18 protein-coding genes are annotated in these 17,923 nt (G+C 71.3%); 3 read left to right on the top strand and 15 right to left on the bottom strand.

The window, feature by feature from the left end:
- Positions 1-25 precede the first annotated feature (25 nt).
- The 9 genes from ABZK10_RS11640 to ABZK10_RS11600 all read right to left on the bottom strand — a co-directional run bounded on the left by ABZK10_RS11640 (position 26) and on the right by ABZK10_RS11600 (position 7,885).
- Complete coding sequence (locus tag ABZK10_RS11640; RefSeq protein WP_353809363.1) at positions 26-925, bottom strand: F0F1 ATP synthase subunit gamma; 900 nt, start codon at positions 923-925, stop codon at positions 26-28.
- Positions 926-972: 47 nt separating this feature from the next.
- Positions 973-2,610: a F0F1 ATP synthase subunit alpha gene (gene atpA / locus ABZK10_RS11635; protein ID WP_353809362.1), complete on the bottom strand. Its 1,638-nt coding sequence runs from the start codon at positions 2,608-2,610 to the stop codon at positions 973-975.
- Between the two features lie 84 nt (positions 2,611-2,694).
- Positions 2,695-3,486 carry a F0F1 ATP synthase subunit delta gene (locus tag ABZK10_RS11630; protein WP_353809361.1) on the bottom strand — a complete coding sequence of 264 codons (792 nt, stop codon included), beginning with the start codon at positions 3,484-3,486 and terminating at the stop codon, positions 2,695-2,697.
- Between the two features lie 3 nt (positions 3,487-3,489).
- Positions 3,490-4,053: a F0F1 ATP synthase subunit B gene (locus tag ABZK10_RS11625; RefSeq protein ID WP_353809360.1), complete on the bottom strand. Its 564-nt coding sequence runs from the start codon at positions 4,051-4,053 to the stop codon at positions 3,490-3,492.
- A gap of 29 nt (positions 4,054-4,082) precedes the next feature.
- Positions 4,083-4,319, bottom strand: coding sequence for an ATP synthase F0 subunit C (atpE, locus tag ABZK10_RS11620; protein ID WP_108390493.1), 237 nt, complete (start codon positions 4,317-4,319; stop codon positions 4,083-4,085).
- A 48-nt stretch (positions 4,320-4,367) separates the two neighbouring features.
- Positions 4,368-5,165: a F0F1 ATP synthase subunit A gene (gene atpB, locus ABZK10_RS11615; protein ID WP_353809359.1), complete on the bottom strand. Its 798-nt coding sequence runs from the start codon at positions 5,163-5,165 to the stop codon at positions 4,368-4,370.
- A gap of 220 nt (positions 5,166-5,385) precedes the next feature.
- Positions 5,386-5,874 carry a Cg1360 family ATP-synthase-associated protein gene (locus ABZK10_RS11610; protein WP_353809358.1) on the bottom strand — a complete coding sequence of 163 codons (489 nt, stop codon included), beginning with the start codon at positions 5,872-5,874 and terminating at the stop codon, positions 5,386-5,388.
- Positions 5,871-7,100, bottom strand: a complete 1,230-nt coding sequence (locus ABZK10_RS11605) for an MraY family glycosyltransferase (RefSeq protein ID WP_353809357.1) — start codon at positions 7,098-7,100, stop codon at positions 5,871-5,873. Before ABZK10_RS11605 ends, ABZK10_RS11610 begins: the two co-directional genes overlap by 4 nt.
- The gene (locus ABZK10_RS11600; protein WP_353809356.1) at positions 7,097-7,885 is read right to left on the bottom strand and encodes an L-threonylcarbamoyladenylate synthase; all 789 of its coding nucleotides are present in this window, start codon (positions 7,883-7,885) and stop codon (positions 7,097-7,099) included. Before ABZK10_RS11600 ends, ABZK10_RS11605 begins: the two co-directional genes overlap by 4 nt.
- A gap of 69 nt (positions 7,886-7,954) precedes the next feature.
- Here ABZK10_RS11600 and ABZK10_RS11595 point away from each other — a divergent pair, with 69 nt between their 5' ends.
- Complete coding sequence (locus ABZK10_RS11595) at positions 7,955-8,584, top strand: HAD-IA family hydrolase (RefSeq protein ID WP_353809355.1); 630 nt, start codon at positions 7,955-7,957, stop codon at positions 8,582-8,584.
- A 39-nt stretch (positions 8,585-8,623) separates the two neighbouring features.
- Here the strand turns inward: ABZK10_RS11595 and prmC are convergent, their stop codons facing one another.
- On the bottom strand, positions 8,624-9,472 hold the full coding sequence (prmC, locus tag ABZK10_RS11590; protein ID WP_436408531.1) for a peptide chain release factor N(5)-glutamine methyltransferase: 849 nt from the start codon (positions 9,470-9,472) through the stop codon (positions 8,624-8,626).
- Positions 9,473-9,598: 126 nt separating this feature from the next.
- Between prmC and cysK the strand changes: the two genes are divergently transcribed.
- Together cysK and epsC are read left to right on the top strand one after the other, a co-directional pair.
- On the top strand, positions 9,599-10,540 hold the full coding sequence (cysK, locus tag ABZK10_RS11585) for a cysteine synthase A (RefSeq protein ID WP_353809354.1): 942 nt from the start codon (positions 9,599-9,601) through the stop codon (positions 10,538-10,540).
- A 35-nt stretch (positions 10,541-10,575) separates the two neighbouring features.
- Complete coding sequence (gene epsC, locus ABZK10_RS11580) at positions 10,576-11,145, top strand: serine O-acetyltransferase EpsC (RefSeq protein ID WP_353809353.1); 570 nt, start codon at positions 10,576-10,578, stop codon at positions 11,143-11,145.
- Between the two features lie 51 nt (positions 11,146-11,196).
- Here epsC and prfA read toward each other — a convergent pair whose 3' ends face one another.
- The 5 genes from prfA to ABZK10_RS11555 all read right to left on the bottom strand — a co-directional run bounded on the left by prfA (position 11,197) and on the right by ABZK10_RS11555 (position 17,916).
- On the bottom strand, positions 11,197-12,276 hold the full coding sequence (prfA, locus tag ABZK10_RS11575) for a peptide chain release factor 1 (protein ID WP_353809352.1): 1,080 nt from the start codon (positions 12,274-12,276) through the stop codon (positions 11,197-11,199).
- A gap of 5 nt (positions 12,277-12,281) precedes the next feature.
- The gene (gene rho / locus ABZK10_RS11570) at positions 12,282-14,336 is read right to left on the bottom strand and encodes a transcription termination factor Rho (protein ID WP_353809351.1); all 2,055 of its coding nucleotides are present in this window, start codon (positions 14,334-14,336) and stop codon (positions 12,282-12,284) included.
- A gap of 222 nt (positions 14,337-14,558) precedes the next feature.
- Positions 14,559-15,515, bottom strand: a complete 957-nt coding sequence (gene thrB / locus ABZK10_RS11565; protein WP_353809350.1) for a homoserine kinase — start codon at positions 15,513-15,515, stop codon at positions 14,559-14,561.
- Complete coding sequence (thrC, locus tag ABZK10_RS11560; protein ID WP_353809349.1) at positions 15,512-16,609, bottom strand: threonine synthase; 1,098 nt, start codon at positions 16,607-16,609, stop codon at positions 15,512-15,514. The genes thrB and thrC overlap by 4 nt, the downstream gene beginning before the upstream one ends.
- On the bottom strand, positions 16,609-17,916 hold the full coding sequence (locus ABZK10_RS11555; protein ID WP_353809348.1) for a homoserine dehydrogenase: 1,308 nt from the start codon (positions 17,914-17,916) through the stop codon (positions 16,609-16,611). The genes thrC and ABZK10_RS11555 overlap by 1 nt, the downstream gene beginning before the upstream one ends.
- Between the last annotated feature and the right edge of the window lie 7 nt (positions 17,917-17,923).

Below are 17,923 nucleotides of genomic sequence, written 5' to 3'. Positions count from 1 at the left end.
GGATTCTCTTCCTTCTGGTGGCTTGTTACTTGGACGACGACAGCGCGTCTGCGCCGCCCACGATCTCGGCGATCTGCTGGGTGATCTCGGACTGGCGCGCGTTGTTCGCCAGTCGCTGGTAGTCGAGGATGAGCTTGTCGGCGTTGTCGCTCGCCGACTTCATCGCCTTCTGCGTCGCCGCGTGCTTCGCCGCGGCGGACTCGAGCAGGGTCGCGAAGATGCGGCTCTCGAGGTAGACCGGCAGCAGTGCGTCGAGCACCGTCTCGGCGTCGGGCTCGAACTCGTAGAGCGGGTACACGGTGGAGGGGCCCGCGTCGGGCTCCTCGTCGACCAGGCGGATCGGCAGGAGGCGTCGCACCTCCGGCGTCTGCGTGATCATGCTGACGAAGCGGTTGAAGACGAGGTGGATCTCATCGACGCCGCCGTCCTCCGCATCGCGCAGGAACGCCTCGAGCACCGCGTCGGAGATCTCCTTGGCGAGCTCGTACTCGGGGTTGTCGGTGCTGCCGGTCCACGACCGCTCCGACGCGCGGCGGCGGAACGTGAAGTACCCGGTCGCCTTGCGGCCGACGAGGAAGTACGCGACCTCCTTGCCCTCGCTGCGCAGCAGCTCGGAGAGGCGGTCGGCCTCGCGCAGCACCTGCGAGTTGAAGGCGCCCGCGAGCCCGCGGTCGGATGCGAAGATCACGACCGCGGCGCGCTTGACCGTCTCGGGCTCGGTGGTGAGCACGTGGTCGACGTTCGAGTGCGTGGCGACCGCCGCCACCGCGCGCCCGATGGCGTGCGCGTAGGGCGTCGACGCCTTCACGCGACCGAGTGCCTTCTGGATGCGCGAGGCGGAGATCAGCTCCATGGCGCGGGTGATCTTCTTCGTCGTCTGCGCCGTCTTGATCTTCTGACGGTAGACCCGGAGTTGCGCTCCCATGTGTCTCCTGTGTGTCCTGTCCTGTGGTGCGGATCGTCGGGTGCGCGTCAGCGCTTGCCGCGGACGATCTCCTCCTGGTTGACCTCGGACTTGTCGGCGGCCTCGTGCGACTCGCTGCCCGGCTCGACGAGGGAGTGCCCCTCCTCCGAGCGGAACTCGAGCTTGAACGTGTCGACCTCGGAGTCCAGGGTCGCCAGGGTGTCGTCGTCGAGCACGTTCGTCTCACGCAGCGTGGAGAGCACCTCGGTGTTGCGACCCAGGTGGTCGAGCAGCTCGCGCTCGAAGCGCAGCACGTCCTCGACGGGGATGTCGTCGAGCTTGCCGTTCGTGCCGGCCCAGATCGAGACGACCTGCTCCTCGACGGGGTACGGCGAGTACTGCGGCTGCTTGAGCAGCTCGGTCAGGCGCGCACCGCGGGCGAGCTGGCGGCGGCTGGCCGCGTCGAGGTCGGACGCGAACATCGCGAACGCCTCGAGCGAGCGGTACTGGGCGAGTTCGAGCTTGAGCGTGCCGGAGACCTTCTTGATCGACTTGACCTGGGCGTCGCCACCGACGCGCGACACCGAGATGCCGACGTCGACCGCGGGGCGCTGGTTGGCGTTGAACAGGTCAGACTGCAGGAAGATCTGGCCGTCGGTGATCGAGATCACGTTGGTCGGGATGTACGCCGAGACGTCGTTCGCCTTGGTCTCGATGATCGGCAGGCCGGTCATCGAACCCGCGCCGAGCTCGTCCGAGAGCTTCGCGCAACGCTCGAGGAGGCGCGAGTGCAGGTAGAACACGTCACCGGGGTACGCCTCGCGGCCCGGCGGGCGGCGGAGCAGCAGCGACACGGCGCGGTAGGCCTCGGCCTGCTTCGACAGGTCGTCGAAGATGATCAGCACGTGCTTGCCGCCGTACATCCAGTGCTGGCCGATGGCCGAACCGGTGTAGGGGGCCAGGTACTTGAAGCCCGCGGGGTCCGACGCCGGGGCCGCGACGATGGTGGTGTACTCCATCGCGCCGGCGTCCTCGAGGGCGCCCTTCACCGAGGCGATGGTCGAGCCCTTCTGGCCGATCGCGACGTAGATGCAGCGGACCTGCTTGCTCGGGTCGCCCGACTCCCAGTTCGCCTTCTGGTTGATGATCGTGTCGATCGCGATGGCGGTCTTGCCGGTCTGGCGGTCGCCGATGATCAGCTGGCGCTGGCCGCGGCCGATCGGGATCATGGCGTCGATCGCCTTGATGCCGGTCTGCATCGGCTCGTGCACGCTCTTGCGCTGCATGACGCCGGGCGCCTGGAGCTCGAGGGCGCGACGACCCTCGGTGGCGATCTCGCCGAGCCCGTCGATCGGGGCGCCCAGCGGGTCGACCACGCGGCCGAGGTAGCCGTCGCCGACCGGCACGGAGAGGACCTCGCCCGTGCGGGTCACCTCCATGCCCTCCTCGATGCCGCCGAACTCACCGAGCACGACGACGCCGATCTCGTCCTCGTCGAGGTTCAGCGCGAGGCCGAGGGTGCCGTCCGCGAAGCGGAGGAGCTCGTTCGCCATGGCCGAGGGCAGGCCCTCGACGTGGGCGATGCCGTCCGCGGCATCCGTGACGTAGCCGACCTCGGTCTTCTCGCCCGAGCTCGGCTCGTACGACGAGACGAACTCGGAGAGAGCCGACCGGATCTCATCTGGGCTGATGGTGAGTTCTGCCATTTGTCTGTTCCTTCTTCTGCACCGCCGGCGGAGCCGGTGGGGACGCTGGGGGCCGATGCGGTGCCGGCCGGGGTGGGTCCGGCCTCAGCCGGCGAGCTTCTGCCTCAGGTCGCTGAGGCGGGCGGCGACGCTGCCGTCGATGACGTCGTCACCGATCTGGATGCGCAGTCCGCCGACGAGGGACGGGTCGATCACGAGGTTGAACCGGACATCGCGGCCGTACTGGCCCGCGAGCTGGCGCTCGAGCCGCTGCAGCTGTGCGGCGGAGAGCGGACCCGCGGAGGTGACGGTGGCGACGGCGTAGCCGCGCTCGTCGGCAACGATCGCGGCCGCGCCGCGGAGCAGCTCGCCGATGCGGCGCCCGCGCGGCTGCTCCACCAGGTGGCGCACGATCGCCGCGGCCTGCGGCGATGCGTTGCCCGTGAGCAGGCGGTCGGCGAGGCCGACCTTCGACGCGGTCGGGCTCAGCTTGCTGCCGAGCGCGAGCTCCAGCTCGGCGTTCGAGGCGACGATGCGCCCGAACTCGAACAGCTCGGACTCCACCGGGGTGGTGCCGGCCGAGCGGGCGGCAGCACGCAGGCCGAGCTCCTCGATGCCCTGGAGCAGGTCATCGGCGTTGGACCAGCGGCTCACGGCGATGCCGCCGAGCAGCTCGAGCGCCGTCGCGCCGATCCGCCCGCCGAACACCCCGTTCACCAGCGCCCGGGTGCGGGTCGCGTCGGCATCGGGGTCGGTCAGGGCCGAGCGCAGCTGCGCGGAACGCCCGACGACCCGGCCTGCGGCGAACAGGTCCTCGGCGACCTGGAGGTCGACGGAACGCTGCGCGGCGAGCGCCGCCTTCGCGGCGGCGGTCGCTTCCCTCGTCGCACTGCCCATGGGCTACTTCTTCTCCCCTGCGGCCTCGGACGCCTCGAGGTCCGCCAGGAAGCGGTCCACGAGTGCGCTGGCCTTCGCGTCGTCGGAGAGGCTCTCGCCGATGACGCCCGACGCGAGGTCGATCGCGAGCGTGCCCACGTCGGACCGGAGCGAGACGAGTGCCGCCTGGCGCTCCGCCTCGATCTGCGACTGCGCGGACGCGGTGACGCGTGCGGCCTCGGCGGTCGCCGTCTCCTTCGCCTCCGCGACGATCTTCTTGCCGTCCTCGCGGGCGGACTCGCGGATGCTGCCCGCCTCGGCGCGCGCCTCGGCGAGCTGGGCGGTGTACTGCTCGAGCGCGGCCTCGGCCTTGCGCTGCGCCTCGTCGGCCTTGGCGATGTTGCCCTCGATGGCCTCGGCGCGCTCGTCGAGCAGCTTCTGCATGCGCGGGAGCACGTTGAACCAGAAGAAGACGAGGATGATGACGAAGCACACCGCCGACCAGACGATGTCGTACGTCGCCGGGAGCAGCGGGTTCTGCGTCGTCTCCGCGCTCTCCTCCGCAGCCCTGACTAGTGCGTGAAGCACAGTGGCCTCCTAATTGCCGGCGGGTCGGACTAGTTCGTGAAGATGAAGTACGTCGCGATGCCGATGAAGGCGAGCGCCTCGGTGAAGGCGATACCGATCCACATCAGCACCTGGAGGCGACCGGCCAGCTCGGGCTGGCGGGCGACGCCCTCGATCGTCTTGCCGACGACGATACCGACGCCGATCGCCGGGCCGATGGCGGCCAGGCCGTAGCCGACGGTCGCGATGTTTCCGTTGATCTCGGCGAGAACGGTGGTTGCGTCCACGTTGGGGTTTCCTTTCCTAGGGTTCCGATCGGGCGGGGGCGCCCGGGGTCAGTGCTCTTCCGCGACGGCCAGCTGGATGTAGACGGCCGTCAGGAGCGCGAAGACGTAGGCCTGCAGCACTGCCACGAGGATCTCGAACAGCGTGAAGACGAAGCCGAAGGCGAGCGTGCCCACGCCGAAGAGCGCGTACCAGCCGCCGGCGGTGAAGAAGAAGAACTGCGTCGCGGCGAAGAAGAGCACCAGCAGCAGGTGGCCGACGATCATGTTCATCATGAGTCGCAGGGTGAGCGTCACCGGGCGGATGATGAACGTCGAGATGAGCTCGATCGGCGTGACGATGAAGTAGACCGGCCACGGCACGCCCGCCGGGAAGAGCGAGTTCTTGAAGAAGTTCTTCGGGCTCTTCTTGATGCCGGCGTAGATGAACGTGACGTACGCGACGATCGCGAGCACGAGCGGAACGCCGATGACCGACGTGCCGGCGATGTTCAGGAACGGGATGATGCCCGTGATGTTCATGAACAGCACCATGAAGAAGATGGTGGTCAGCAGCGGCAGGAACCGACGCCCGTCGGCCTTGCCGAGCAGGTCCTCCGCGACGTTCACGCGCACGAAGTCCAGGCCCATCTCGACGACCGACTGGAAGCGGCCGGGCACCACGCGCATGCGGCGCGTGCCGAGCCAGAAGACCAGGATCAGTGCGGCGACCGCGATGAAGCGGACCAGCATGATGCGGTTGATCTCGAACGCGGTTCCCTCGAAGAGGAACCCGGGCGGGAAGAACTCTGCGATCGACGGACCGTGGAACTCGCCATCTTCGGCAGCGGTCGGAACCAGCAGGTTCACAGCGTGTACTAGCAGCGCTATCTCCTGTTTCGGGGCGTCGAGCAGGTGCTCTCGCGTCGACGAACATTCAGCGAACTCGGCACACCTGTGGCGTATCCAAGTCCGGGGGGATCGGGGATGATCCTAGCAAGAGAACCCGCTCCGCGCCGAATCGAAGCGGACCGGAATGCGACGGATGCCACGACGGATGCCGCGAGCGGCACGTATTCCGCCGTGAGGATCAGTCGTCGGTGGGCGCCTTCGGGAGCTCGACGTCGCTCGCGTAGGGCACGCGCGAGCGCAGCACGACCACGACGTCGACCACGAGCGACGCGATCACGCCTGCCACGATGCTGAGGAAGAGCACGGTCGGCTCGATCCACGAGGCGCCCTGCAGGAGCACCACCAGCACGATGAACAGCACGAACTTCAGCAGCCACCCGCCGAGCACGATGCCGAAGAACGCCCCGACGAACAGGTCGCTCGCCGCGAAGCGGTTGGCCAGCAGGATGCTGGCGGCGGTGATGCCCATGAACACGATCGCGATCGCCGTGCCGAGCAGCGCGCTGGTCAGGCCGACGGTGCCCGCGACCAGCCATCCCACGAGCCCGCCCACGACGGCGATGGCGAGTGCGGCGAGGCCGCCCCACCGCAGCGCCTGGCGGAGCACCGGCCCCGAGGTCGGCTGCCGGTCGTCGGCGTCGCCGGATCTCGCTCGTGCGTCGTTCATCGGTCTCCTGAGGGGTGCGTCGACAGTGTACCGCCGGGCGCGTCCTCGCCATGGGCTGCGCCCTCGTCGTCGCCGCCGTCCCCGTCGAGGTCGGCGCGGAGCGCCCCCCGGCGCCGCCGCGTGAGCGGCGCAAGCGTGAGCGCGGCGCAGGCGACGAACCCGACGCCGAGGAAGACGAACGCCCAGGAACGGTCGACGTCGGTGTAGGCCGGGAGCACGAAGCTCAGCAGGAAGCCCACGGACGCCACGCCCGTCCACGCGTAGAGGATCAGCACCGCGTGGAGGTGCGTGTGGCCCATGTCGAGCAGCCGGTGGTGCAGGTGCCCGCGATCGGCGGAGAACGGCGACTTGCCCGCGCGCAGGCGGCGGATGACCGCGAGCGTGAAGTCGAGCAGCGGGATCACCAGTACGGCGAACGGGAGGATGACCGGGATGAACGCCGGGAAGAGGTCGCCCGCGCCGATGGCGCCGGGGTTGATCTGGCCGGTCACCGCGATGGCCGAGGTGGCCATGAGCAGTCCGATCAGGAGCGCGCCGGCGTCGCCCATGAAGAGCTTCGCCGGGTGCCAGTTGAGCGGCAGGAAGCCCGCGCACGCGCCGACGACGAGCACCGCCAGCAGCGACGCGAGGTTGAAGTAGTTGGTGGGCGAGGTCTGCTGCACCAGGAGGTACGTGTAGACGAAGAACACGCCGTTGGCGATGAGGGCGACGCCCGCGACGAGGCCGTCGAGCCCGTCGATGAAGTTGACGGCGTTCATCACGAGCACGATCGCGAACACGGTGACGGTCGCCGAGAGCCAGGAGGACCCGACCGTCACTCCCCCGATCGGCAGCGACAGGATCGACACGCCCTGCCAGGCGACGAGACCGGCTGCGAGGAACTGCCCGGCGAGCTTGGTCAGCCAATCGAGGTCCCACACGTCGTCGGCGACGCCGAGCAGCACGATCAGCAGGGCGGCCCCGAGGATCGCGAGGATCTGGCTGCGGTCGGCGAAGACGATGGCGAGCGGGGCGATGCTCGACGAGACGAGGGATGCCACGGCGAACGCCACGAGGATGCCGAGGAACATCGCGATGCCGCCGAGCCGGGGCGTCGGGCGCGTGTGGACGTCCCGCTCGCGGATCTTCGGGTAGAGCCGGTACTTGAGGCTGAGCTTCCAGATGACGATCGAGAGGACGAGCGTCACCACCGCGGTGACGAGCGCGAGGCCCAGGAAGGCCCTCATGCGGAGTCGGCCTCCGGGGCCGCATCCGTCGAGGCTGCGGCGTCGGGCGCTGCGGGGGCGTCGGCCCCCGGCTCGGCGGGGGTCGCGGAGGCGGCCGGGGCGAGCAGGTCCTCGCTCACGATCTCGGCGATGCGTTCGCGCGTGATGACGCCGGCGCGCACGATGACGAGCCTGCCGTCGGGTCGCGACAGGCCGGTCGCGTCGACGATCGTCGACGAGAGGTCGCCGGGCCGCTCCCCCACCGCCTCGTACCCGGCGCCTGCGGGGCCTCCGTCGAGGTAGACCTCGACCGAATCGCCGAGCATGTCCCATGCCGCCTGCGCGGTCGTGGCGGCCGGCTGCCCGCTGAGGTTCGCCGACGAGACCGCGAGCGGCCCGGTCTCGGCGAGGAGCTCGAGCGCGATGGGATGGTCGGGCATGCGCAGGGCGACCGTGCCGCGGGTCTCGCCGAGGTCCCAGCGCAGCGAGGGCTGCGCGTCGAGGATCACCGTGAGCCCACCGGGCCAGAACGCCTCGACGAGCGCGCGCACCGGGTCGGGCACGGCCGCCGCGAGCGCGTCGAGGGTCGGGATGCCCGGGATGAGCACGGGCGGCGGCGCCGTGCGATCACGGCCCTTCGCGTCGAGCAGGCGCTGCACCGCGGTGGCGTCGAAGGCGTCGGCGGCGAGGCCGTAGACGGTGTCGGTCGGCAGGACGACGAGCTGACCGCGGCCGAGGGCCTGGCGGGCCAGTCGCATGCCGGTCATCAGGCCGGTGTCGACCGAGCAGTCGTGGATGCGTGTCATGACCGCACGAGTCTAGTGGAGCGTGCCGTGATCGTCGGAAGTCGCCGCGGCGGCTGTGATACTGGTGCCGTGGCCGCCGTGCTGTACCTCTTCGACTTCGACAAGACGCTCTACGCCTACGACTTCCGCGAGCGCCTGCCGGCGCTGGCGCGCCTGACGGGCACGAGCGAGTACCACCTGGCGAAGACCTGGTGGTCCGGCGGGCACGAGGCCGCGGCCGAGGCCGGCGACCTCGGCTCGGCCGACGAGTACCTCGACGCGTTCGCCGCCGTCACCGGGGCGCGGCTCACGCTGGCGCAGTGGCAGGAGGCCCGCGCGGCGGCGATGACCCCGATCGCCGAGTCGATCGCCGTGCTGCGGCGCGCCGCCGAGCTCGGGACCGTGTCGCTCCTGTCGAACAACCCGATCATCTTCCGCGACTCGCTGCCGGTGCTCGCGCCCGAGGTGCACGAGCTTCTCGGCGGCAACGACCTCGTGTCGGCCGCGCTCGGTGCCCGCAAGCCCGAGCGACGCGCCTTCACGCGCGCGTGCGACCGCTTCGGCGTGCCACCCGAGCGCGCGTTCTTCGTGGACGACTCGGGTGCGAACGTCCGCGGGGCCGCGGACGCCGGCCTGGAGGCGTTCGAGTTCCTGCCCATCGGCGACGAGTACAACACCGACCACCTGCTCGAGGCCGTCGAGGCGTTCGCCGCGGGATGACCGGTCGGTGCCGGCGAGGGGCCAGCGGATGCCCCGGCCTCAGCGCAGCGCGGTGGTCGCCCGGTCGCGGCCGGTGAGGTCGCGGTGGTGCGCGACGGCGCGCCATCCGTCGGCGACGAGCAGTGCCGCGATCGCGGCGGACTGCTGCTCGCCGTGCTCGATCACGAGCAGCCCGCCGGGCCGCAGCAGGCGCCGCCCGGTGCGCGAGACGCCGCGCACCACGTCGAGCCCGTCCGCCCCTCCGTAGAGGGCCGCCTCCGGGTCGTGCAGGCGCACCTCGGGGTCGCGCGGCAGCGCGTCGTCGGGGATGTACGGCGGGTTCGAGGCCACCACGTCGAGCGTGCCGTCGAGCTGGGTCAGCGCCGACGGCAGGTCGCCGAACACGAGCTCCAGGTTGGTGGCGCCGGCCCGACGGACGTTGCCGCGCGCCCAGCGGAACGCGGCCGGCGAGTTCTCGACGGCCCAGACCCGGGCGTGCGGCACCTCGGTCGCCATGGCGAGCGCGATCGCGCCGCTGCCGGTGCCGAGGTCGACGGCACGCGGCTCGGGCGCCGCGACGGCGCGCAGCGCGTCGATCGCGTGCTGCACGACCTGCTCGGTCTCGGGACGGGGCACGAAGACCCCCGGACCGACCTCGAGCTCGAGCGAGCGGAATGCGGCCGTGCCGGTGAGGTGCTGGAGCGGTTCGCGCGCGGCGCGGCGCACGACGAGGGACTCGAGCGCGGCGGCATCCGCCCCGCCCAGCTCGTGGCCGAGCACCAGGCGCGCCTGCACCTCGCCGCGGCCGAGGCCCAGCACGTGGCCGATCAGCAGGTCGGCGTCGACCTCCGCGTCGGCGATGCCGGCGAGCAGCAGGCGGCGCACGACGTCGTCGCGCACCGCGCGCAGGTCGCGTCGGCCGGTGTCGTCGCTCGTATCCACGAGGGTCGAATGTAACGCACTCGCCCGGGAACCGGCCGGGCCGTATGCTCGGATGCGGCGCGCGAGGACGCGCACGAGGGAGAGGACGAGCACATGGGACAGGTCTACGGCAGCATCACCGAGGCGTTCGGGAAGACCCCGCTCGTGCGGCTCAACCGGGTCACCGACGGCGCCGGCGCCGAGGTGCTCGGCAAGCTCGAGTTCTACAACCCCTCCGCGAGCGTCAAGGACCGCCTGGGCATCGCCATCGTCGACGCGGCCGAGGCGTCGGGCGAGCTGCAGCCCGGCGGCACCATCGTCGAGGCGACCAGCGGCAACACGGGCATCGCCCTGGCCATGGTCGGCGCCGCACGCGGCTACCGCGTCATCCTCACCATGCCCGAGACCATGAGCATCGAGCGCCGCCAGCTGCTGAAGGCGTACGGCGCCGAGCTCGTGCTGACGCCCGGTCCGGTCGGCGTGAAGGGCGCGGTCGAGAAGTCGGTCGAGATCGCCGAGGGCATCGAGGGCGCCGTGCTCGCCCGGCAGTTCGAGAACGAGGCGAACCCCGCCATCCACCGCCGCACCACCGCCGAGGAGATCTGGGACGACACCGACGGCGGCGTCGACATCTTCATCTCCGGCATCGGCACGGGCGGCACCATCACCGGCGTCGGCCAGGTGCTCAAGGAGCGCAAGCCCGGCGTGCAGGTCATCGGCGTCGAGCCCGCCGAGTCGCCCATTCTGAACGGCGGCTCCCCCGCCCCGCAGAAGATCCAGGGCATCGGCCCGAACTTCATCCCGCCGATCCTCGACCGCGAGGTCTACGACGAGATCTTCGACGTGAACATCGACCAGGCGGTCGCCATGGCACGCCGACTCGGCATGGAGGAGGGGATCCTCGGCGGCCTCAGCTCGGGTGCCACGGTGCACGCGGCCGTCGAGGTCGCCAAGCGCCCGGAGAACGCGGGCAAGACCATCGTCGTGATCCTCGCCAGCTACGGCGAGCGGTACCTCTCGACGGTGCTCTACGAGGGCCTGCTGGACGCGGACTGAGCGTTCCCTCAGGAGCCGTCTGGTTGGATGGGCCGGTGAAGCTCGTCACCCGCGTCCGCGAGGACCTCGCCACCGCCCGCGCCCACGACCCCGCGTCGCGGAGCGCGTTCGAGATCTTCCTCGCCTACTCGGGCGTGCACGCCGTGTGGGGCCACCGGGTCGCGCACGCGCTCTGGCGCCGCGGATTCCGGCTGCCCGCGCGCGTGCTCTCCCAGCTCAACCGGTTCTTCACGGGCATCGAGATCCACCCCGGCGCCACCATCGGCCGTCGCTTCTTCATCGACCACGGCATGGGCGTCGTGATCGGCGAGACCGCGGTGCTCGGCGACGACGTGATGCTGTACCACGGGGTCACGCTGGGCGGGAAGGCGAAGCGCGGCGCGGGACGCGGCACCAAGCGGCACCCGACGCTCGAGGACGGCGTGACGGTGGGCGCGGGCGCGAAGCTGCTCGGCGACATCACGATCGGCGCGGGGTCCACGGTCGGCGCGAACGCCGTCGTCACGCACGACGCGCCCGCCCACTCGCTGGTGGTCGGCGTGCCGGCGCGGGCGCGACCGCTGGCCGATGCCACCGCCGACGCGGCCCGGGGCGTGCACGACTGACGCGCGCGCGGTGCGCGGGGGTCGCCCGCGGCATCCGCCCGACGGACCTCGCTAGGACTCGTCGCCGATCTGCGCGAGCCTGGCCTCCTCGTCGGCCTGCACGGCCGACTCGATGACCGGGTCGAGCGCGCCGTTCATGACGTGGTCGAGGTTGTACGCCTTGTACCCCGTGCGGTGGTCGGCGATGCGGTTCTCCGGGAAGTTGTAGGTGCGGATGCGCTCGGAGCGGTCCATCGAGCGGATCTGCGACTTGCGCGCGTCGGACGCGGCGGCCGCGAGCTCCTCCTGCTGGCGCGCGAGCAGGCGCGCGCGCAGCACGCGCATCGCCGCCTCGCGGTTCTGCAGCTGCGACTTCTCGTTCTGCATCGACACGACGATGCCGGTCGGCAGGTGCGTGATGCGCACCGCCGAGTCGGTCGTGTTCACCGACTGGCCGCCGGGGCCCGACGAGCGGTAGACGTCGATCTTGAGGTCGTTCTGGTTGAGGTCGACCTCCTCGGGCTCGTCCACCTCGGGGAACACGAGCACGCCCGTGGTCGAGGTGTGGATGCGGCCCTGCGCCTCGGTGACCGGCACGCGCTGCACGCGATGCACGCCGCCCTCGTACTTCAGGTGCGCCCAGACGCCCTCCGACGGGTCGGTGGCGTTCGACTTGATCGCGACCTGCACGTTCTTGTAGCCGCCGAGGTCGGACTCGTCGTGCTCCAGGAGCTCGGTCTTCCACCCCTTCGAGGCGGCGTACTGCAGGTACATGCGCAGCAGGTCGGCCGCGAACAGCGCGCTCTCCGCACCGCCCTCGCCGCCCTTGATCTCCATGATCACGTCGCGCCCGTCGTCGGGATCGCGCGGGATCAGCAGGCGCCGCAGGTGCTCCTGCGCCTCGGCGACCTGCGCCTCGAGGCCCGGCACCTCCTCGGCGAAGGCCTCGTCCTCGGCCGCGAGCTCGCGGGCCGCGGCGAGGTCGTCGCCCGCCTGGGTGAACGCGTCGTGCGCGGCGACGATGCGGCTGAGTTCGGCGTAGCGCCGGTTGACCTTGCGCGAACGCGCGGGGTCGGCGTGCAGCGCCGGGTCGGCCAGCTCTTCCTGGAGCTGGCCGTGCTCGGCGCGCAGCGCCTGGACGGACTCGAACACCTGCGTCAGCGGTGGTCGTTCTCGTGGCCGTGGCGGTGGGCCTCGCCGTGCCCGTTGCCCGCGACCGGAGCCGACTTCTGCATCAGCAGCAGGAACTCGGTGTTCGACTGGGTCTCCTTGAGCCGGCCGAGCACCGCCTCGAGGGCCTGCTGCGGCTCGAGCCCGGCGAGCGCACGACGCAGCTTCCAGGTGATCTTGACCTCGTCGTTGGAGAGCAGCATCTCCTCGCGGCGGGTGGACGACGCGTTGACGTCGACCGCCGGGAAGATGCGCTTGTCGGCGAGCTGGCGCGACAGGCGCAGCTCCGAGTTGCCGGTGCCCTTGAACTCCTCGAAGATCACCTCGTCCATCTTCGAGCCCGTCTCGACGAGCGCCGTGGCGAGGATGGTGAGCGAGCCGCCGTTCTCGATGTTGCGCGCAGCACCGAAGAAGCGCTTCGGCGGGTAGAGCGCGCTCGCGTCGACGCCGCCCGACAGGATGCGGCCGGAGGCCGGCGCCGCGAGGTTGTACGCGCGGCCGAGGCGGGTGATCGAGTCGAGCAGCACGACGACGTCGTGGCCGAGCTCGACGAGGCGCTTCGCACGCTCGATCGCGAGTTCCGCGACCGTCGTGTGGTCCTCCGCGGGGCGGTCGAAGGTCGAGGCGATGACCTCGCCCTTGACCGTGCGCTGCATGTCGGTGACCTCCTCGGGGCGCTCGTCGACGAGCACGACCATGAGGTGGACCTCGGGGTTGTTCTGCGAGATCGCGTTCGCGATCTGCTGCAGCACGATCGTCTTGCCCGCCTTCGGCGGCGCCACGATCAGCCCACGCTGGCCCTTGCCGATCGGCGCGACCAGGTCGATGATGCGCTGGGTGAGCTTCGTCGGCTCGGTCTCCAGGCGCAGGCGGTCCTGCGGGTAGAGCGGGGTCAGCTTCTGGAAGTCGACGCGCTCGCCCGAGGCATCCGGTGCCTGGCCGTTGATCGAGTCGACCTTCACCAGCGCGTTGTACTTCTGGCGGCTGTTGCCCTCGCCCTCGCGCGGCTGCTTGATGGCGCCGACGACCGCGTCGCCCTTGCGCAGGTGGTACTTCTTCACCTGGCCGAGGGAGACGTACACGTCGCTCGGGCCGGGCAGGTAGCCCGTGGTGCGCACGAACGCGTAGTTGTCGAGGACGTCGAGGATGCCCGCGACCGGAACCAGCACGTCGTCGTCGAGGATCTCGGGCTCGACCTCGTCGCCGCCCCCCGTACCGCGACGCTTGCGGTCGCGGTACCGGCTGCGCCGGCCGCCCTGCTCGTCGTCGCGGCCGCCCTGGCCCTGCTGCTGGCCCTTCTGCTGGCCGCCGCGGCGGTCGTCGTCCTGGCCGTCGTCCTGCTGCTTCTGCCGGCCGTTGCCGCCCTGGCCCTTGCCGCCCTGGGCGTTCCTGCCGCCGTTGCCGCGGTCGTCCGCGGAATCGTCGTCCTTGCCCTCGGGCTTCTCGCCCTGCTGGCCCTGCTGGTCGCCGCCGCGGTTGCGGTTGCGGTTGCGGTTGCGGCTGCGGCCCTGGCGCTGCTGGCCCTCGCCGGCGTCGGAGCCCTTGGCGTCCGAGTCCTTCGCGTCCGAGCCCTTCGCATCCGAGCCGGTCGACTCGGCGCCCGCGGCCTCCGAGTCCGTCGCGTCGGAGCCCTTCCGGCCGGAGCCCTTCCGATCGGAGCCCTTCCGGTCGGAGCCCGTCGCGTCGGAGCCCGTCGCATCGGAGCCCGTCGATTCCGGCTCCGTCGAGCCGGCGCCGTTCGCGGGCGCCTGCTCGCGGGCGGCGGCGTCCTGCGGCACGAGGCTGTCGAGGCCCGTGTCGCCGGCGTTCACGTGGGCCCCGGCGGCGGTGCCGGAGCTCGACGCGCGGCGCGGCGCGCGCTTGGGGGCGCCCTCGCCTGCACCGCGGCGGTCGGAGATCGCCTCGACGAGCTCGCCCTTGCGGAGCTTGTTCGCGCCCGCGATGCCGAGGTCGGATGCGAGCTGCTGGAGCTCCGCGACCTTGAGACCGGACAGGGGGGCGCCGTTGGACACGCCGGTGGCGTGTTCGGTTGCGTTGGTCACTGGGTATGTTTCCTTTCCCCCGGCGTTCGGGAAACGAGCCGGGAGAGCTGATGCGCTCGCACGCGACGGGTTCTGCGCGGGGCGCAGTGCACGCGTGGGCGTGAGCAATGAGTTGCTGAGAATCGCACGATGCGGCCGGTTCGCGGTGCCCGCGTGCCTGCCGGGTGCGAATCCGAGTTTACCACCGTGCACCCGGTGGTCCCGACCCTGTGGACGCGCGTGTCAGTCTGCGGCGGCCGCGGTCGCGCCGCGGAAGTCCACCGCGGGCATGAGCGCCTGCCACGGCGAGTCGGCTTCGCGCTCGACCAGCGCGGCGGCGTCGAGGCGCTCGGCGGGGTTGCTCGCGAGCACCAGGATCGATGGGCCGGCGCCGGAGACGACGGCGGCGTGGCCGGCGTCGCGGAGCACCCGGATGAGGCGCTCCGTCTCCGGCATCGCCGAGGCGCGATAGCTCTGGTGGAGCTTGTCCTCGGTGGCCGCGAGCAGCAGCTCGGGGCTCTGGGTGAGCGCCGCGACCAGCAGGGCCGAGCGCGACAGGTTGAACACCGCGTCCTCGTGGGGCACGGACTTCGGCTGGAGCGAGCGGGCGAGCGCCGTCGACATGACGTGCTCGGGCACGAGGACGAGCGGCGACACGCCGCGGTGCACGATCAGCTTCTTGTGCTGCGGGCCGCGCTCGGTCGTCCAGGCGATGGTCAGGCCGCCGAACAGTGCCGGGGCGACGTTGTCGGGGTGGCCCTCGAGGTCGGTGGCGAGTGCGAGCAGGGTGTCCGAGTCGAGGTCGACGACCCCCTCGAGCAGCCCCTTGGCCGCCATCACGCCCGCGACCACCGCGGCCCCCGAGGACCCGAGTCCCCGGCTGTGCGGGATCGTGTTGTGCGCGTGCAGCCGGATCGGCGGCAGGGCGTAGCCCTGCGTGGCGAGGCTGTGCGCCATCGAGCGCACCACCAGGTGCGACTCGTCGAGCGGCACCTCCCCCGCGCCGACGCCCTCGACCTCGATCTCCAGGCCCGGGTGGTCGAGCACCGTGATGTCGAGGTCGTCGTAGAGGGCGAGGCCCAGGCCGAGGGTGTCGAACCCGGGACCGAGGTTCGCGGTGGTCGCCGGCACCTTCACGTGCACCGTGGTGCCCGGTTCCAGCTCCAGGGCCCGCAGGCCGCCGACCACGGCCTCGGTCATGATGCCAATCCGAGCACGTCGGCGATCGCGGCGATGTCAACGGGGACGACGGTCGGCTGCACGTCGGAGCCGTCGGCCGCGCGGAGCGCCCACTGCGGGTCCTTCAGGCCGTGGCCGGTCACCGTGAGCACGACGGTCGCACCCGCGGGGATGGCGCCGGACTCGGCGCGCTCCAGGAGGCCGGCGACGCTGATCGCCGATGCGGGCTCCACGAACACGCCGACCTCCGCCGAGAGGATGCGGTGCGCCTCGAGAATCTTCTCGTCGCTGATCGCGCCGAAGTAGCCGTCGCTGTCGTCGCGCGCGGCCAGGGCGAGCTCCCACGACGCCGGGTTGCCGATGCGGATCGCGCTGGCGATCGTGTCGGGGTCGCGCACCGGCTCGCCGCGCACGATCGGCGCGGAGCCGGCGGCCTGGAAGCCGAACATGCGCGGCAGCCTGGTCGACTCGCCGCGCTCGAGCTCCTCGCGGTACCCGCGGTGGTACGCCGTGTAGTTGCCGGCGTTGCCCACGGGAACGATGTGGAAGTCGGGCGCGTCGCCGAGTGCCTCGACGACCTCGAACGCCGCGGTCTTCTGGCCCTCGATGCGGTCGTTGTTCACCGAGTTCACGAGGTGCACCGGGTAGTTCGCCGACAGGTCCCGCGCGATGTCGAGGCAGTCGTCGAAGTTGCCCTGCACCTGCAGCAGTTCGGCACCGTGCGCGATGGCCTGGGCGAGCTTGCCCATGGCGATCTTGCCCTCGGGCACGAGCACGGCCGACGAGATGCCGGCGTGGGTCGCGTAGGCCGCGGCGCTGGCCGACGTGTTGCCGGTCGACGCGCAGATGACGACCTTCGCACCGTGCTCGACGGCCTTGGACACGGCCATCGTCATGCCGCGGTCCTTGAACGAGCCCGTCGGGTTCATGCCCTCGAACTTCACGAAGACGTTCGCTCCGGTGCGACGGGCGAGCGCCTCCGCGGGGATGAGCGGCGTGCCGCCCTCGCCGAGGGTGATGATCGGGGTGGCATCCGAGACGTCCAGCCGGTCCGCGTACTCGCGGATGACCCCGCGCCACTGGCGGGAGTTCGGCTTCGGAGTGGGCTGTTCCACTATGCTCCTTCGACTCGGAGGACGGATGTGACCTGATCCACGACGGGATCTGCGGCGAGCGCCGCGACGGTGTCGGCCAGGGAGGACTCGCGTGCCTCGTGGGTGCCGATCACAAGGGTAGCCCGCCCGGCATCGTCGCTGAGCGTCTGCTCGAGCTGCTCGACGGAGACGCCGTGCTCGGCGAAGATCCGGGCGATCGCGGCGAGGACGCCGGGCTGGTCGAGCACCTCCAGGGTGACCGCGTAGCGGGTCGTGACCTGCCCGATCTCGAGCACGGGGAGCTCGGCGTGGGTGGACTCGGCGATGCCCGGGCCGCCGGCGACGTGCCGCCGCACGACCGCGACCAGGTCGCCCAGCACGGCCGACGCCGTCTCGGGACCGCCGGCGCCCGCGCCGTAGAACATGAGGTCGCCGGCGGCCGAGGCCTCGACGAAGACCGCGTTGTTCGCGCCGCGCACCGCCGCCAGCGGGTGCGAGCGGTCGACCATGGCGGGGTAGACGCGCGCCGAGACCGCCTCGTCGCCCGTGTCGGGGTCGCGCAGGCGCTCGCAGATCGCGAGCAGCTTGACGACGTAGCCGGCCTTCTTCGCCGACTCGACCTGCGCGGCGGTCACGCCCGTGATGCCCTCGCGGTGCACCTGCTCGACCGGCACCAGCGTGTGGAAGGCGAGGCTCGCGAGGATCGCCGCCTTCTGCGCCGCGTCGTAGCCCTCGATGTCGGCGGTCGGGTCGGCTTCGGCGTAGCCGAGCGCGGTCGCCGCCGCGAGCGCGGACTCGAGGCTGTCGCCCGTGGAGTCCATGCGGTCGAGGATGTAGTTGGTCGTGCCGTTGACGATGCCGAGGATGCGGTCGACGGTGTCGCCGGCCATGCTGTCGCGGAGCGGCCGGATGATGGGGATCGCCCCGCCCACGGCGGCCTCGTAGGCCAGCTGCGCACCGACCTGCTCGGCGGCCTCGAAGAGCTCGGGGCCGTGGGTGGCGAGCAGCGCCTTGTTGGCGGTGACCACGTCGGCGCCCGAGTTGATCGCCTGCAGCACGAGCGTGCGCGCGGGCTCGAGTCCGCCGATGAGCTCGACGACGATGTCGGCGCCCAGGATCAGCGAGGAGGCGTCCGTCGTGAACAGGTCGTGCGGCAGGTCGACGTCGCGCTTCGCGTCGACGTCGCGCACCGCGATGCCCGTCAGCTCGATGCGCGCGCCCGCGCGGGCGGCGAGTTCGTCGGCGTGGTCGAGCAGCAGCCTCGCGACCTGCGAGCCGACCGTGCCGCCGCCCAGCAGGGCGACGCGCAGGGAACGGTATTCGATCATGCGGTCC

Origin of the sequence: Agromyces sp. SYSU T00194, from assembly GCF_040496035.1 — a bacterium.
Classification (GTDB): Bacteria; Actinomycetota; Actinomycetes; order Actinomycetales; family Microbacteriaceae; genus Agromyces; species Agromyces chitinivorans.
This window is presented reverse-complemented; position numbering and strand designations above follow the sequence as displayed.